Raw genomic sequence first — 15,995 nt, 5'->3', positions numbered from 1 at the left:
CTGGCGCCCGCCACTTCGGCAGCGACGACCGGCAGCAGCCATACGGCGGTCATGCCGTCCAGGCTGTGCTCGTGGCGGGTAAACATCAGGTAGGGGATCAGCACGCCGCAGGCGAGCGACATGGCGACGTCGATCCACCACAGGATATGCGCGACCGGCACGATGCCATTTCCGAACCGCGCGATGCCGAAGGCGAGACAGCCGTTGATGATCGTCGCCAGCCCCATCGGAATGGTCCCGATGAACATCGACACGGTGTTGTGCCCGAAGATGCGCCGCGCCTCGTGCCCGAACATCACCCAGCGCGCGCCATAGAGGCCGGCGAACAGCGCGAAGAGCGCGATATTGAAGAACCACAACACCTCGCCGACAGGTTTAAGCGAAGGCCCGATGCCGGGCACCTGCGGCAGCGCGAGGGCAAGGATGCCCGTGCCCATCGTCGCGGCGAACCAGTTGGGCGTGAACTGGCGGATCATCTCGCGGGGGTGATCGAGCCGGCTGAGCGGCTTGAGGCCGCTGAGAACGGAGTGCGTGTCGGCAGTCATGCGACCTGCTCCTTGATGAGATCCGTCAGCGCGTCGGCCGCGCGGGTGCGATAGCGTTCCTTGTGGCGCAGCGCGTGAAAGGCGCGGTCGGGCAGCCCGAGCGGCAGCTCGACGAGATCGCCAGCCTTGAGCGCGCGCGCGACGACCAATCGCGACAAGACGGCAACGCCGGCACCGGCCTCAACGGCGGTGCGCACCGCCTCGTTGGACGGCAGCGTCATCGCTATCGTCAGCTGGGCCGGATCAAACCCGCGCGTTCGCAGCACGTCCTCGAAAGTCGAGCGCGTACCCGATCCCTGCTCACGGACGATCCAGCGTGTAGTGCGCAGCCAGGCCTCGTCGATGCGTTCGGCTTCCTCGCGGCCGACCAGCACCATTGGGTCATGCCCGACATTCCAGTGGGCAAGCGCCGGTTCGTCCACCTCGCCCTCGACAAAGCCGAGTTCCGCCGCGCCGCTCAACACCTGCGCTGCCGCGCCTTCGGTGTTGTCGATCGCCAGCTCGACCGCGATCTGTGGGTGGCGTTCGTGGAAGGCGGCGAGCTTTGCCGGCAACCAATAGCTCGCGATCGTCTGGCTGGCGACGATCCGCAACGAACCACGCGCGAGCCCGGCATAGTCCGCGAGCATCGTCTCGGCATGCGCTGCCCGCCCCAGCACCGCGCGCGCTTCCTCCAGAAAGCCGCGGCCTGCCTCGGTAAGCTGGATGCCACGCCCGACGCGGTGGAACAGCGGAACGCCGTAGCGCGCTTCGAGGGCCGCAACCGCCCCGGAGGCAGCAGACTGCGTGACGTTCAGCGCCTCCGCTGCCTTGGTGACGTGTTCGCGCTCCGCGACACCGACGAATATTCTGAGCTGCTCCAAAGTCATGCAGCATATATCGCGTACTTAGATCGATACGACCAACCGTTTGATATGGTCATTCCAATCTGGATATCGGAATGGTCGGCAGCCTTTCGTCTGCGATGGTCTCGAAGACTTGAAGCGTTACGCGTGCCCGCGACGTTTGATCGTCCATGACCGATATGATCGAGCGCAGTTCTGATCCCTACAATGCCGAGCCGACGCCCGGTGCGTTGATCGAGCGGTTCCTGACGCCGCAGGCGCTGTTCTACGTGCGCAGCCACGGGCCAGTGCCGGATCTGCCCGCCAATCATCGGATCGAGGTGAGCGGGAGGGGCATGGCGAGCCGCTTCTTCTCGGTGCAGGAACTGAAGAGCACGTTTGCCACGCGCACGGTAACGGCGGTTCTCCAGTGCGCCGGCAACCGGCGTACCGATCTCCAGCAGGTCGCCAACACCTCCGGCGATCCGTGGGACGTAGGCGCGATCGGCAATGCGGAGTGGACCGGCGTACGCTTGGCCGATGTGCTCGATGCGGTCGGCGCGCCGGATGCGTCCGAGCTGTTCGTGGCGTTCACCGGCGCGGACGAGGTGGACGTGGAGGGTGAAGAAGCCTTGTTCGGGGTATCGATCGCCATGAGCAAGGCGCGGGAGCCCGACGTACTCCTCGCCTGGGCGATGAATGGCGAGCCGCTGACGCCCGAACATGGCGCCCCGCTCCGCATGGTGGTGCCTGGCTATGCCGGGGTCCGCAGCGCCAAATGGCTGACACGGATCGAGGTGCGTGAAACGCCCTCCGAGGCACCGATCCAGGCGCACGACTACAAGCTCTTCCCCGCCGCTGTGACGAGCGACACCGTCGACTGGAGCCAGGGTCTGACGATCAATGCCATGCCGCTCAACGCCGCGATCTGCTCGCCCGGTGCGGGCGAGAGTTTGGCCGCCGGAGAGGTGCGGATTGAGGGATATGCCATTGCCTATGACCGCCGTATTTCTCGGATCGAAGTGTCGGTGAACGGCGGTCGCGACTGGCAACAGGCGACCTTCGCCGATGATCCGGAGACGCGCTGGGGCTGGCGGCGCTGGATCCTTGACGCCACACTTGCCAAGGGACGCCAGCACCTTGTCGCCCGTGCCTTCGACGAGACCGGGCAGGGACAGCCCGAGCGGCCGGATACGATGTGGAACTTCGCCGGCTATCTGTGCACCGCCTGGCATCACGTTCACGTGCTGGTCGAATGATCGAAGCATCAGCGGCACCGGACGTCGCTTTCTGGATCGATGCGATTGGCCGGCTGGTGGTGGCGACCGCGGCCGGGATGGTGCTCGGCTGGGAACGCTCGCGTGAGAACCGGCAGATCATGGGCCTGCGGACGCTGGGTCTGGTCGGTCTGGCGAGTTGCATCGCCGTTCAGGCGATCGTGCATAGTGGCTTGCCGAACGTGAACGCCGATGCCGCAGGACGGGCGATGCAGGGCATTCTGTCCGGCGTCGGCTTCATCGGTGCCGGTGCGGTGCTGCGGGTCGGCCAGGGTCAGGAAGTGCATGGATTGGCGACCGCCGCGTGCATCTGGGTGACAGCCACGATCGGCGCGGCAGCAGGGTTGGCGGTGTGGCCGCTCATCATCGGCGGGGTGAGCCTTGCAATGCTCGTCCTGTTCGTCGGCGCGCCGCTGGAACGCCGCATCCGCGAGCGAGCCCGTCTGACGCCGGCCGAGACCGACAGGAAGGATGTCGAGCGCAAGCCGTGATCGCGCTGGACCGCCCGGTGCCCGTCGGCGCCGGGAGGCGGCAAGGCGCTATCAGGACACAAGCGCGGCATCTGCCTGACGCCGGACTTCATCGGCGATCGGATGCAGTTCGGCCGCGGGTCGCTCGCCCACCACACTATAGCCGATCCCGTCGACCGCCCATGTGACCCGGCCCATGGTCCCGCTGGACGTGCTGGTCATGCTCGCGGTCTTGTCGATCTGCATGGGCCTCGTCAGCACCGCAAGTTTCGACGCTTGCGGTCCGTCGTAGAGGAGCAGTGCCGCAGGGCCGTGGGGCGTCGCGACCAGTCGCCCCCCGCCATAGCGATAGCCGGCCGTGCTGAGGTCCGGGATCGTGACGCGCTCACCCAATCGAGCGGAGGTCCATCGGATCAGCATGGCGCGCTGGTCGGGGCCGATCTCCGCCGGTCGTATCCGGTCGGCGGCATAGACACGGAAATTATCACTCGCCTCGTTGGCCAGCGCCGCGATGCCCGCGCGGGGTTCGCCGCTCCACCGCGCGCTCGACCAGCCACCGCCAAACCCCAACGCCAGCAGAAGTGACGCGGCGATGGCGAGCTGCCAACGCGGTTGCCGTTGCCGTCCCCTGATCGCTGCCACGCGCATCGTCGCCGGGATCGGTTCATCCGCGACGGGGGCGAACAGGGATGCAAGGGCTCGCGCCTGCTCCGCCTGCTCTCGCACACGGGCATGCACGTCCGGCTGGCCTTCAAGATAGGCGTCGACCAGGCGCTGCCGCTCGGGCGACAGCCTGCCATCGATCCATGCGGCCAGATCGTCCTCGCCGATCGGGCTGGTCATTGCACGCTCCTCAATCGCGGCCGTTCACCCTCCCGGAGGAGGGTCGCCAGACGGTCGCGCCCCCGCGATATGCGCGACATTACCGTGCCCAGCGGCACGCCGACTACGGCAGCGACCTCCGCATAGGGCAGGCCCTCGACCGAGACCAGGAGCAGCACCGTTCGCTGTTCTTCAGGCAACGCATCAAGCGCGCGCAGCAGGTCGCGGTGGTGCAGGCCTGTGTCCTGATCGGCCGGGCGGCCGAGCGCGGCGTCGTCCACGAGGTGGAGCGGAACCGCCGTACCTCGCCGGCTATGCTGCCGCTGATGATCGACCAACAAATTGTGCAGGATCGCATAGACCCACGGGCGGACCTCCGCACCCCGTCGCTGTCGCCAGCGCCCGACCGCGCGCTCCAGGCAATCCTGCACCACGTCATCCGCCATCACCCGGTCGCGCAACCACGACCGGGCATAGCGGCGCAGCCCGGGGATCAGCGGTTCGATCGCGGCGGCAAGCGGGTCCATCTCAGTCGCGCTGCACCTGCACGATGCGCCCCGGCGCGCCGTTCACCACCTCCGCAACCGCCAGAAAGCGCCGGGGTGTCGCGGTGCTGCCCTGAACGATCTGGCGGATCGGACCCGATGCGTTGACGATCGCCGCACCTGCCGGGTTGCTCATGAAGTTCGCAAGCGGCTCTACAGCGCCGCTGCCGTCCGCATTGGCGGTCAGTACGAGCATGTAAGGCTTCTTGGGCTGCAAACCGGTAACGGCACTCTGCACGACCTGAATGATGCCCTGGTCGAAGAGGGTGATGCTGCTTGCCGTACCTTTGCCGCCAATCGGCCCCATGGTCAGATGCAGCGCCTTGCCCGCTGTGCCGAGCGGCTGGAGATTGTCGGTGCCGGGGCCTGTCGGAACTGCGTTCGACACATAGGCGATCGCCTGCGGTGCCTGTCCGACCGGCACGGTAGCGACGACCGTGTTGCCGGCAGTGTCGATCGCGGCCAGCTCATCGGAATTCTCTAGCCCGACATAAACGCGCCGGCCGTCGCCCGATGGCCAAACACCGTGCGGCATCTTGCCGACCGGAATTGTTGCCACCGGCGTGAAGTCGGACGTGCGGAACACCTTGACCACATTCTCTCCGCCGACCGTCACATACGCGAACTGCCCCTTGGCCGTGCGGGCGAAATTGACATGGTTCGTGATAGGCCCGGTATCCAGCACCTTCAGGATCGCGAAGGGTGGCCGAGCATCGAATGCGACCGTCTTGCCGATGTCCTTCAGCGTAAACCACACTTGCTTGCCGTCCGGCGTCGCGGCGATGTTGGGGCAGAAGGGGCTTGGCTGCGCCACCTGTCCGACCTGCGCGTGGGTCGCGACATCGAACACAGCCAATACCGGATTGAACGAAGAGCAGACATAGCCGTACCGGCCATCGGGAGAGAAGATCGTCATGCCCGGACCACCGGGCGTCTTGATGCGCCCCGTCTCCTTGTACGTCGTGGGGTCGAGCACGGCGATATAATCCTCGCCGCGGACCGTGACCCACACCTCCTTGCCGTCCGGCGTGAAGAACGCCTCGTGCGGACTGCGCCCGACATAGGTCGTGTGCTTGACGGTGTTGGTGGCGGTGTCGATCCACGACACGGCGTTCGATCCGATCGACACGACCGCCAAGGTCTTCCCGTCCGGCGAGAAGCCCAGGCCGTGAACCAGCACCTGTCCCTTGTAGAGCGGGGAGAAGTTCATCGGCTGGGGATCGCCGAGTTTGATGACGCCGAGCAGCCGGTTGTCGGCCGGGTCGGTCACCGACACCGTGTTGGAGAATTGTTCAGACGCATAGACGCGGTCGCGGTGGCTGACGGGCATGTCCTTAGCGTTCCACGGCGCCTGCTGGGCCATGGCGAGGCCCGGTGCGGCGCTCATCAGCAAGGCGGCCGAGCGCAGGATGGTCCGGATCATGTCAGTGCTCCATAGGGCTATGGTGGTCGCCGCCCTGCGTCGGGGCTGGCGTCGAAGGCGGTAGCGGCTGGCCGATCGCCAGCTTCATGGCGGCGATCTCCTGCTGCTGATCGATGATGATTTCCTGCGCGATGCGCTTGAGCTGCTCGTTATGGCCGTAGCGCAGCTCCGCCACCGCCATATCGATGGCACCCTGATGATGCGGAAGCATCATCGCCACGAAGTCGCGGTCGACGTCACCGGACGGCTTGACCATCATGCCCGCCATCATCCGGTCCATCGCGACAGACATCATGGTAGCGTAGCCATCGGCGGGGGCGGCCGCGACTGCGCCGGTAAGTAGGGCCGAAGCCGTCAGACCCAGCATCCAATCTCGTCTACGCATAAGCCTCCAGCGCATCGGTCTCGAAAGCGTAGACGATGCTCGTCGGGGTTTATTCCGTGGCCAAAGCCATTTTATCGGTCCTCACCAAAACGATAGTCTCATGCTTCTGCGGTTGGTTGACCGGGTCGCGGTCGGACAGCATATGCGCAGGCACGGCGATGGATTTCCGCCGGGCCATTCGGTCGAACCGCCCTCGCAAGGGCCGATGATTCCTACCAGGCGCCGCAAGGCAGCAAGGAGGAATCGTGCGCGCGACATTTCGCAATCTCTATGACCAGTTCAACATGGCAGCGTTCATTCGCGATCGCCGCACCCATGCCACGTCGGTACTGCGGTGGGCTTTGATCCTGGTCCCGATGGCCGCAGCGGTGGGAACGCTCTGCGCGGCCTTCCTGCGGAGCCTCGACGCCGTAACCCGGCTTCGCTTCGCCTTTCCCTGGCTGCTCTACCTGCTGCCGATCGGCGGGTTCGTGGTCGGACTGCTCTACCATCTGACAGGGCGCTCGGTCGAAGGCGGCAACAACCTCATCGTCGAGCAAATCCACGAACCGGGGGGCGGCGTGCCGCTGCGCATGGCTCCGCTCATCTTCTTCGGCACGGTCGTGACACATCTGTTCGGGGGATCGGCGGGACGTGAAGGCACCGCCGTGCAGTTGGGCGGCAGTCTTGCCAGCGGGTTTGGACGCGCGCTCAGATTGGATGCGGAAGCGACACGCACCCTCCTTATGACCGGGATCGCGGCTGGGTTCGGCGCGGTCTTCGGGACGCCGATTGCGGGCGCGGTCTTTGCACTGGAGGTGCTGGCGATCGGTCGGGTCGAGTATCGCGCGCTGGTGCCATGCCTGGTCGCGGCGCTGGTCGGTGACTGGACCTGTCTTGCCTGGGGCATTCATCACGGCGTCTACCATGTCGATGCGCTGGTGCCGGTCGACGCGCTGCTCGTCGCCAAGGCCGGTGTCGCCGGCATTGCCTTCGGTCTGACCGGGCTGACCTTTGCCGAGGCCAATCACGCGCTGGGCGGATGGTTGAAGCGCGTGATCCCCTATGGCCCACTACGACCCGTTATCGGCGGGCTGGCCGTGATTGCGCTGGTCTGGCTGCTCGGAACCCGCGACTATCTTGGCCTGGGTACGCTCGCCGCGACACCGGACAGCCTGACCATCGCCAGCTTCTTTGGTCCCGATACGCACTCGTGGAGCTGGGCGCTGAAGCTGCTCTTTACCGTCGTGACCCTGAGCGCGGGCTTCAAGGGGGGCGAGGTCACGCCGCTGTTCTTTATCGGCGCGGCGCTCGGCAATGCGCTCGCGCCGATGTTCGGAGTACCGTCGGGGCTATTCGCAGCGATCGGCTTCGTCGCGCTGTTCGCGGGCGCGGCCAACACACCGCTGGCTTGCACGTTCATGGGGATCGAGTTGTTCGGCGCGGCCTATGCGGTGCCGATCGCAGTCGCGTGCTTCGTCGCCTACCTCTGCTCAGGCCACAACGGCATCTACCTGTCGCAGCGCGTCGCTGTGCCAAAGGTACCTGCCGCACACCTCACACCCGACGCGACCCTGCGCGATGCCCGCACGCACCGCGCTTCTCGCCGGCGCACGCGCGCCTGATCCTGTTTCCTGTCGAAAGCCCGTCATGCCCAATCGTTTCACCGTCCATCACCGCGAAGTCGGGATGCTGCGCATCTATCTGAAACCGTCCGACAAGATCGGCCCGCGTCGCTTCTGGGGGGCAAAGCCGCTCTATCGCGAGCTGATTCGCACCGCGAAGGCGGACGGCATCATCAACGCCGTCGCGCAAAATACCCATTACGGCTTCAGCAATCACGAACCGATCCGGGAGAACGGCTCGGAAATTGCCGATCCGCATCTGACGATCTGTGTCGAACTGGTCGGCGATCGCGATCAGCTCGACCTCTTCTGTCGCCGGCATGGAGATCTGATCGGCGACAAGGTGATCGTCTACAAACGACTGGAGCATTGGACTATCACGCGCAAAACTGAGCTAACCAGAGCCTGATCGGCGTTCCCGTAAAGGAACCTCCAACGGGACGGACCGGACCGGCATAAAAATGCGCCCGATGAACGCCGGAGCTTTCCCAAAATATGTTCCCGAAATATGAGTCCCGAAATTCGCTGTTCGAGTTGGGATAACGGGACTCATGCTGGTTGGTTATGCGCGTGTCTCGACGTCCGATCAGGACCTGACGCTGCAAACCGATGCGCTGACCAGAGCTGGGTGCGAAAAGCTGTTCACCGACAAGGTGAGCGGCGCAAAGCTGAACCGGCCCGGCCTGATCGAGGCCCTCAATTTCGTGCGGGCCGGCGACACGCTGGTCATCTGGAAGCTCGATCGGTTGGGCCGCTCGATCCAAGGCCTGATCGAACTGGCGGCCGACCTCTCGGCGCGCAAGGTCGATTTCCGGTCGCTGACGGATGGGTTCGACACGTCCACGCCATCGGGCCGGCTGCTGTTCCATATCCTTGCCTCGGTCGCGGAAATGGAGCGCGAGCTGATAAAAGAACGGACCCTCGCCGGCCTAGCGGCAGCGCGTGCCAAGGGTGGCACCGGCGGGGGTCGCAAATCGGTGATGACGCCAGACATGCTCGACACTGCGCGCAAGCTGCTTGCGGCGGGCGACAGCCCCGCCAAGGTTGCCAAACTGCTGCAAGTCGGCCGCTCGACCTTCTACCGTCACTTCCCAGCCGGCGAACGACAGCCGGTGTCATAACCGGACGGTTCTGACACCATCTGAATCGTTTTTCCCAATACCCGTACTGTCCACTGTACAGATATTGAGCTTGTCCCTGCTGTTGATTGCTTCTCTCTGGCAATCCGCCTCACCTTCCGGCACCAAGTTACCGAGGGGCAAAATCACGCCTTTCCAGGGGGATGGGGCGGTATGAAGCTGGTAGGCCATTTTGCTGATTTCTTGCGAGAACCTGTAAACCTAAATCAGACCAGAATTGATACGCTTGAGAGTAGCGTGGAAGCCATTAAGGACTTTGTGCGCGCCTCTGACTGGAAGCCGAGGGTCTGGAGTTTTATCGAACAGGGTTCTTGGGCGCACGATACTATTATACGCCCCGTTGACGGTGGCGAGTTCGATGCTGATCTACTTGTCATCGTTGACCCTGTAGAGGGCTGGTCAGCAACGGATTACGTCACGGAATTAGGCAAGGTTTTTAAAGGTTCCGGCGTCTACAAAGATAAGACTGATATCTGGGAATATTGCGTCACCATCACATATGCCGGGCAGCGCAAGATTGACATTGCCCCTTGTGTTCGAGGACGCCTCGTAAAAGACCGCTTGGAGGTTTGCAACAGTAGCAATAACGACTTTGAGCGGTCAGAGCCAGTTTTATATACGGAGTGGATTAAGGAAAAGAACGGATTCTCCGGTTCAAACTCATTTCGTAAAGTCACCCGTCTTTTAAAGTACCTAAGGGATATTAAGGACGATTTTAAATGCTCGTCGGTTTTGCTGACCACTCTTATCGCAGATCGTATTAATTGGTATGACGCGGGGGAAGCGTCGTTCAAGGATGTCCCAACAACACTAAAGACGATTGTAGGCCGCTTAGATGCGTGGCTGTCTGACCGACCTGACAAGCCAAAGGTTGAGAACCCGCATCTTAAAAGTGAGGATTTTGCCGCTGATCTCACTCAGCAACAATACACCGATTTACGCTCAGCCATCAGCGATCTTCGACAAAAGGTTGATCATGCATTTGACCTAAAGGGCAAGTACGCAAGCGTTGAGGCTTGGCGAGAGGTATTCGGAGATCGGTTTGCCAAGGGTGTTAATGTCCTCACCAAAAGTGAGACATTCGAAAGCGCTGAGTACGACGAAGATGAAGGAGTTCTGCTGGCAGGCGTTCTTAGAGAGGATGCGGCTCATGACAATCGCATTGTTGATCTAGTAGGAAAGGTCGGACGCTGGCTTTGGAGCCCTAGCCTCGATCGTCCCAAACATATGAGGCAACCGATCTGGCCACGAGCGGATATCGTGTCTGATCGAGTGACCGTTCTTGCGTCATGGAGCCCTTCCCGACACTCGCCCGAAAAGCACGCCCTCACGGATTTCGAAGAGTTGCCGCCAAACGGAGGGGTTTGGTTCGATGTCGTGGTTAATGCTGGCGCTCGGCTACCAGCGGGTCACTCTGTTCGATATCGGATAACTAATACTGGTGCTGTGGCATTGGCATTGAAGAAGGGTCGCGGTGGTTTTGAAACTCCCCAAGAGGGCAACCGCCGTTGGGAGCCTCTTGAGTATCGCGGAGTTCATTTGGCTGAAGCTTTCATCATTCGGGATAGCGACAGCAAGCTCGTCGGACAGAGCCTACCGTTCCACGTCGTCATTCGGTAAGGGAAGGGCATGACCGGTCTGTCTAATATCCGCTCTACAATCGCTACTAGGCAGAATCTGCCTGAAGCACAGAGACTATTGAAAGCCAGACAGTGGCGTTGGATTGTAGCGGGACGGTGGCAGCTCGCGCAGTTGGTTACCGTTCTGGCAGCACCAATCCTTGTAATTACGCTTGGATTATTCATTCCAGCTTCAAAGCCCTGGATATCGTTCTTTGCTGTCTGCACAACTCTTCTCGATATTTCCTGGATCGATCGTCAATACCGCAAATCATTGAAGATGGCAGCACGAGCAAGCGAACTTCTGGACGTTCACCTTTTTGAGTTGGACTGGAACGGCTTAGCGGCGGGTAAGCAGCCTACACCCGAGGAGACAGACCGCTCGGTTAGAAGGTGGGATAAGTTAAAAAACCCAAATCCGATCAAGGACTGGTATTCTAACGAGGTTGATCGTGCGCCGTTAGGCTTGGCGAGAGCCATCTGTCAGCGGACTAATCTATCTTACGATAGTGACTTACGATCACTTTACGTGACGATCATTAATACCGGTGCGGTCGCTATTGCCGTCTTCGTATTAGCCATCGGTATGTTTAGCACTGCGACTTTTGCGGATTTCGTACTCGCAGGTTGGGTCCCTTCTGCACCGTTCTTATTCTGGGCACTACGGGAGCGCTTTCGTCAGATCGATGCTATCGACGCGAATGCGCCGATTACAACCGAGGCTGAGAAGCTGATAGCGAAGGTAATTGATCATGGCTGTGATGATGAGGAATGCCGCTTTCAATCTCGGTTGATGCAAAACGCGATATTCAGCCGCCGGGCTACGACCGTTCTTCTGCTGCCTGGTATCTACAAATATAGACGTCCGGACGCCGAGCGCGACATGCACGCTGGAGCTGCTTACTGGGTGGATAAAGCGGGTCTATAAGGTGCACGTCGGCTTCGTTATCAGCTTCATGCCTTGCAAGGCGCTTCCCCGTCCTTGCAGGTTCCAAGTTACGGATTTTTCGATCGGCGTCGAAGCGTGGTTTCGCTTATTCTTCTCTCCTACTTTGTCGCACCTGTATTCACCTTTATGATACAGCGAACCGGATTCGCCGTCCGGTCCGCACGTTTCTGGCACGCCTCCATCGCCTGACGATTGGCGGTGACAATTCGATCACCCGCCGCGATATTGGCGAAAGCATCAGGCGCGGCGGTCCGCATCATGCGTTGCCCGCCCTCCCACATCGGCATGGCGAGCGTGCGCGCTGCCATCTTCTCAGGCCATTGCCAGCTCGCCGGGACGGCACGAGCGACGATGCCGGCAAACACAGCCCACGCGATTATGCCGACGACGATCCCGCCGATCGCCGTCCACGCCAGCCAGCGGTTCTGCTCGTCACCGCGGCGTGCTGACACGGCAACACCCTGCAACACGCGCGTTGCGTCGCGCAGCTCGCCGGCCGCGGTTTTCACCGCCTGCCGGTCCTCGGCAACGGCCCCGGTGATCCGGGCCGCGACCTGGCGCGCGACCGTCTCTTCCTCCGCCGCCTTCCTCAGAATTTCGGCACGCTGGTAGGTGGCGGTCGCCAGCTTCGTGATCTGGCCTAGCGTCTCGCTATAGTCGGGCGGTTCGGGCCGGTCGTCACGGGCAGCAATCCCTTCGATCGCGCGCCGGAGCAATGCCAGCTCACCCCGCACGCCCTCGAACGCTTCCGCTGCCGCATCCTGTTCGTGATCGTCCTCGTCCATGTCGCCCCCTCTTTCCCGCGCGAAAGCACGAACCTACCCGAAAGCACGAACCCTACCGGCTCATACCTCTGTCACGCTCCCGGCCCGGTTCGATCGACCGCGCCAGCGCGTCGCCGATCGACCGCTCGCGCCGCATGTCCAGCTTCAGCTCGGGCGCACGACGGCGCAGCGCGGATTCGAGCTGCGGATCGCGGGCAAGCCCCCCCGCCGCATTCTCCATCCGTGCCTGCAACCGTTCGGCACCGACGGTGTCGCCGGCGCGCTCCAGCCCGGCACGCTGGCGCTGCATTGCCTGCCAGCCTTCGACAAACCGATCTGCGCGCGCGTCCGGATCAAGGCGGACACGCTGCTCCTCGGCCATCGCACGTGCCGCGCCTGCCGTGTTGCCGCTCGCCGCCTGTTCGATCAGGTTCGGATCACGCGCCAGCGCTGATGCGAGGTCATGAGAGGCATGGGGGCGATTAACACTGCCATCCACTCCCTCGCCAGCTCGTCGCAATGCGCTCTCCTGATGCGGCAAGACCGGCAGACCCTGCTCGCGCATGCGGTGGATATCGGCAGCGGCGCGCGCATAGCGCCGAATCGCCGTTGCCTGTTCGGGCAGCATCTCACGCGAGGACAAGGCTGCGGTGTTAATCGCACCCCTTCCAGGGTTCCGATTGCCCAGCCCCGGTCTGTCACCGGTGTTAATTGCCCCCCTTTCACGGCTTCGGTCGCCAAGGGGGGACATAGCACCGGTGTTAATCGGCCCCCCTTGCTCCCTGCCGGGCTTCGGCCTGAATCCGGCAAACATGCCGCGCGCCTTGTCGCGCACCTTCTCGACTATCTGGCGCGCGAGTTCCGGAAACCGGATCTCGCGCCGGTCGGCGAAGGCGCGGGCATGATCCTGCTCGCTCCGCTCCGGTGCATAGTCGCCGGCCATGTCCTTCGACCGGTCGCGCGACAGCACGCGCGCAAGCCGGCCCTGGTCGGCGAAGTCGTCGCGGCCGTAGTGGAGCTGCACGTCGTCGCGATGCCGCGTCATCCCGACATAGCTGCTGTGCCGATCCATGCCCGGTGTCGCCAGCACGTGCCCGCGATCGACGGATACGCCCTGCGACTTGCCGAACGTCGCCGCATAGCCGTGATCGACCGCGGCATAATCCTTCAGGTCGAAGGCGACGCTGCGCCCGCCGTCCAACCGGACGCCCATGCGCCCGTCCTCGATCCGCTCCAGTGTGCCGAGTGTGCCGTTCTTCACGCCCAGCGACCGCTCGTTGCGCAGGAACATGATCCGGTCCCCGGCCGCGAAGTCGCGCTCGCCCCGATCGGCCGCGACGGTCCGGTCCTCGCCCAGCTCGCCGCTCGCCCGCACCCGCTCGCGCGCCTCCTGGTTGAGTTCGCGCACCTCGGCGTTGGTATGGGTGAACATGATGCGGGTCTTGTCCGGCTCGGCCTGACGATCCCGGTCCCAGCGGTCCACCAGCCCGGCCCGGGCCGCCTCGCGCGTGTCGGCCGCATGGACCATGCCGTGCGCCGCATAGGCGTCCAGCGCCTCGACCGTCCGGCCGGTGGCAAAGGCCCGTGTCGCCTCCTTCTGCCAGTCCTCGCGCTGCCGGCGAATCTCCGTGATCTCGGCTGCGCCATGCCGCTCGGTGATTGACCGGAACGCCGCGCCCGCCTCGATCGCCTGAAGCTGCTCGGGGTCACCTACCAGCACCACCTTGGCACCGGCATCACGGGCATGTGACAGCACCCGCTCCATCTGGCGGGTGCCGATCATGCCGGCCTCGTCCACCACCAGCACGTCCTTCGGCCCGAGCTGGTCGCGGCCTTGCGCCCAGCCATGCTCAAGACTGGCAATGGTGCGCGACGCGATCCCCGATCCGCCCTCCAGATTCTCGGCCGCGATCCCGGACAGCGCCGCCCCGCGTACTTGGTAGCCTTCGCGCTCCCATGCCTCGCGCGCGACGCCCAGCATCGCCGACTTGCCGGTGCCGGCATAGCCGACGACCGACGCCAGCCCGTCGCGCCCGGTAATATGGTCAAAGGCGTCGCGCTGCTCGCCGGACAGTACCAGCCCCCGCCCCTCGGCCGCCTCCACCGCGCCGGCCCGCTGCCGGTCGGACACGCTATGATCGCAGCGCCGCGCCAGCTCGTCGCCGGCCTTCTCAAGCCGCGCCTCGGTCGCGATCATATCGCGGGAGGTGAACCGATCCTGGTCCCGCCCGTCCCTGCCAAGCGCCACCAGCTCGGGGCTGGCGCGCACCGCCGCCATCACCCGGTCGAACTGATCCTTGCCGTCCGAATGACGGAACGCGAACGCGGCAAGGTCGCGGCTGGTGAAGGTAGATTGCTGCCGGGTAATGCCGTCGAGCGCGATGCGCGGGTCGGCCGTGATCTTCTCGCCGTTCTCACGCGCGATCCGCCGGTGATCATCGGCGCGCTCGGCATCCTCACCGCGCTCCAGCCGGCGCATGCCCGCCGGGCCGATCTTGTGCTGCGGCTCAAGCTCGATGCCCCGATCGGCATGGCTGCGATGATCGATCCGGCCCTCAAGCCCTAGGTCGGCCATGCGCTCGTTGACATGGGCTGCCCACGCCTCACGCCAGCCCTGCAACAGCTCCCCGCTGTTCCAGTCGCGGTTCTTCTGCCCGAACCCGTCCGGCCCTACGTCGCGCATCGACAGCATGACGTGCGCGTGCGGCTTCGGACTGCCGTCCTTAGCCTTGTCCCAATGCACGTTGAGGTCCGCGACCATCCCGCGCTTCACGAACTGCTCGGCGACGAAATCGCGAGCCAGCGCGATGCCCTGCTTCTCGTTCATCTCGCGCGGAATTGAGAACTCCACCTCGCGGGCAAGCTGCGCGTCCTTGCGCTTCTCTCCTGCCTCAACCTCGTTCCAGAGCACGGTGCGGTCGTTTAAACGCTCCGGTGCTCCTTGCGGCAACATCACCTCGGAGTGGATGACGCCGGCCTTGTTCGAGAAGTCGTGGTCACGTCCCAGCCGCTCGTCGTGCAGCTCGGATGCGGAACGATACGCGGCAGACGCAACCGCGCTGGAGCCGTTCGCACGGCTGATGACCTTGGCGCTGAAATGGTAGATCGCCATCGCAACCGCCATGATGCACTTCTTAGCGCACGTCGGCAACGACGTATAAGCGCGCACTCACGATCTGCTCCGCATCTCCTGATTGACTTGCTGGTTCTTCTGCACGGTTGCGGCTTTACCCACGTGGCCGGGGTGCTAGGATGCTACGGACCGACACGCAGAAGGGTAAAGGCGATGCGGAAAGTTCGCGACTACGACGCCGAACTGAAGGCGCTGGGTGACAAGGCTCGGGCGCTGAAGGCAAAACGGGTCGAACAGCTCGGCCAGCTCGTCACCGCAACCGGAGCCGACGCGCTCGATGCTGAAACCCTCGCAGGCGTGCTGCTCGACGCGATCGGATCGAAGGATGCGGGTGCAAAGGAGGCATGGCGCGCGAAGGGCGCGGCCTTCTTTCAACGGCGCGGGCGCAAGGGTGGCGGCGCTGCTGCAATCGACGGATCGGGCGCTGCGACTGAACCGGGCGGCGACGCTGCGGACGGAAGCGGGGCAACGGCGAACGGATAGCAGGGGCTGGGTC

Annotated in this window: 16 protein-coding genes and 1 riboswitch; of the genes, 8 read left to right on the top strand and 8 right to left on the bottom strand. The window is 63.6% G+C overall.

The genetic code is table 11. From position 1 onward, the window contains the following. A partial coding sequence (locus U1703_RS17775) for an SLAC1 family transporter (RefSeq protein ID WP_503676843.1) occupies window positions 1-545 on the bottom strand: 545 nt, incomplete at its 3' end. Further along, on the bottom strand, window positions 542-1,414 hold the full coding sequence (locus U1703_RS17770) for a LysR family transcriptional regulator (protein ID WP_007406272.1): 873 nt from the start codon (window positions 1,412-1,414) through the stop codon (window positions 542-544). The genes U1703_RS17775 and U1703_RS17770, both read right to left, overlap by 4 nt. A gap of 146 nt (window positions 1,415-1,560) precedes the next feature. On the opposite strand from U1703_RS17770, the gene U1703_RS17765 reads away from it, so the two are divergent. Beyond that, entirely contained in the window at window positions 1,561-2,628 is a 1,068-nt protein-coding gene (locus tag U1703_RS17765; RefSeq protein ID WP_007406227.1) for a molybdopterin-dependent oxidoreductase, read from the top strand. After that, on the top strand, window positions 2,625-3,137 hold the full coding sequence (locus tag U1703_RS17760; protein ID WP_007406274.1) for an MgtC/SapB family protein: 513 nt from the start codon (window positions 2,625-2,627) through the stop codon (window positions 3,135-3,137). Before U1703_RS17765 ends, U1703_RS17760 begins: the two co-directional genes overlap by 4 nt. A gap of 51 nt (window positions 3,138-3,188) precedes the next feature. On the opposite strand, the gene U1703_RS17755 is transcribed toward U1703_RS17760, so the two are convergent. Genes U1703_RS17755 through U1703_RS17740 form a run of 4 tightly spaced genes read right to left on the bottom strand, consistent with a single transcriptional unit; the run spans window position 3,189 to window position 6,273 of the window. Beyond that, entirely contained in the window at window positions 3,189-3,959 is a 771-nt protein-coding gene (locus U1703_RS17755; RefSeq protein ID WP_007406229.1) for an anti-sigma factor family protein, read from the bottom strand. After that, on the bottom strand, window positions 3,956-4,465 hold the full coding sequence (locus tag U1703_RS17750; protein WP_007406239.1) for an RNA polymerase sigma factor: 510 nt from the start codon (window positions 4,463-4,465) through the stop codon (window positions 3,956-3,958). The genes U1703_RS17755 and U1703_RS17750 overlap by 4 nt, the downstream gene beginning before the upstream one ends. A 1-nt stretch (window position 4,466) precedes the next feature. After that, window positions 4,467-5,906: a YncE family protein gene (locus tag U1703_RS17745; protein ID WP_007406255.1), complete on the bottom strand. Its 1,440-nt coding sequence runs from the start codon at window positions 5,904-5,906 to the stop codon at window positions 4,467-4,469. Between the two features lies 1 nt (window position 5,907). Then, window positions 5,908-6,273 (bottom strand): DUF305 domain-containing protein, encoded by a 366-nt coding sequence (locus U1703_RS17740; RefSeq protein ID WP_219994278.1) that lies wholly within the window; start codon window positions 6,271-6,273, stop codon window positions 5,908-5,910. A 163-nt stretch (window positions 6,274-6,436) separates the two neighbouring features. Further along, window positions 6,437-6,513: riboswitch (Fluoride riboswitch) on the top strand. A gap of 23 nt (window positions 6,514-6,536) precedes the next feature. Here U1703_RS17740 and U1703_RS17735 point away from each other — a divergent pair. From U1703_RS17735 to U1703_RS17715, 5 genes are all read left to right on the top strand, one after another. Continuing rightward, on the top strand, window positions 6,537-7,895 hold the full coding sequence (locus U1703_RS17735; protein ID WP_042489218.1) for a voltage-gated chloride channel family protein: 1,359 nt from the start codon (window positions 6,537-6,539) through the stop codon (window positions 7,893-7,895). Then, window positions 7,852-8,304, top strand: a complete 453-nt coding sequence (locus U1703_RS17730; protein WP_204200589.1) for a DUF190 domain-containing protein — start codon at window positions 7,852-7,854, stop codon at window positions 8,302-8,304. The genes U1703_RS17735 and U1703_RS17730 overlap by 44 nt, the downstream gene beginning before the upstream one ends. 142 nt (window positions 8,305-8,446) lie before the next feature. Beyond that, entirely contained in the window at window positions 8,447-9,016 is a 570-nt protein-coding gene (locus U1703_RS17725) for a recombinase family protein (protein WP_110150398.1), read from the top strand. A gap of 171 nt (window positions 9,017-9,187) precedes the next feature. After that, window positions 9,188-10,654, top strand: coding sequence for an SMODS domain-containing nucleotidyltransferase (locus U1703_RS17720; RefSeq protein WP_332786787.1), 1,467 nt, complete (start codon window positions 9,188-9,190; stop codon window positions 10,652-10,654). Between the two features lie 9 nt (window positions 10,655-10,663). Beyond that, window positions 10,664-11,581, top strand: coding sequence for an S-4TM family putative pore-forming effector (locus U1703_RS17715; protein ID WP_332786786.1), 918 nt, complete (start codon window positions 10,664-10,666; stop codon window positions 11,579-11,581). Between the two features lie 119 nt (window positions 11,582-11,700). On the opposite strand, the gene U1703_RS17710 is transcribed toward U1703_RS17715, so the two are convergent. Together U1703_RS17710 and traA are read right to left on the bottom strand one after the other, a co-directional pair. Continuing rightward, window positions 11,701-12,387 carry a DUF6118 family protein gene (locus tag U1703_RS17710; RefSeq protein WP_332786785.1) on the bottom strand — a complete coding sequence of 229 codons (687 nt, stop codon included), beginning with the start codon at window positions 12,385-12,387 and terminating at the stop codon, window positions 11,701-11,703. A 52-nt stretch (window positions 12,388-12,439) separates the two neighbouring features. Further along, window positions 12,440-15,478 (bottom strand): Ti-type conjugative transfer relaxase TraA, encoded by a 3,039-nt coding sequence (gene traA, locus U1703_RS17705; protein WP_332786788.1) that lies wholly within the window; start codon window positions 15,476-15,478, stop codon window positions 12,440-12,442. A 174-nt stretch (window positions 15,479-15,652) separates the two neighbouring features. Here traA and U1703_RS17700 point away from each other — a divergent pair, with 174 nt between their 5' ends. Next, window positions 15,653-15,982: a conjugal transfer protein TraD gene (locus U1703_RS17700; RefSeq protein ID WP_332786784.1), complete on the top strand. Its 330-nt coding sequence runs from the start codon at window positions 15,653-15,655 to the stop codon at window positions 15,980-15,982. The last annotated feature ends 13 nt before the right edge of the window (window positions 15,983-15,995 follow it).

The organism is Sphingomonas flavida (assembly GCF_036663655.1).
GTDB lineage: Bacteria > Pseudomonadota > Alphaproteobacteria > Sphingomonadales > Sphingomonadaceae > Sphingomonas.
This window is presented reverse-complemented; position numbering and strand designations above follow the sequence as displayed.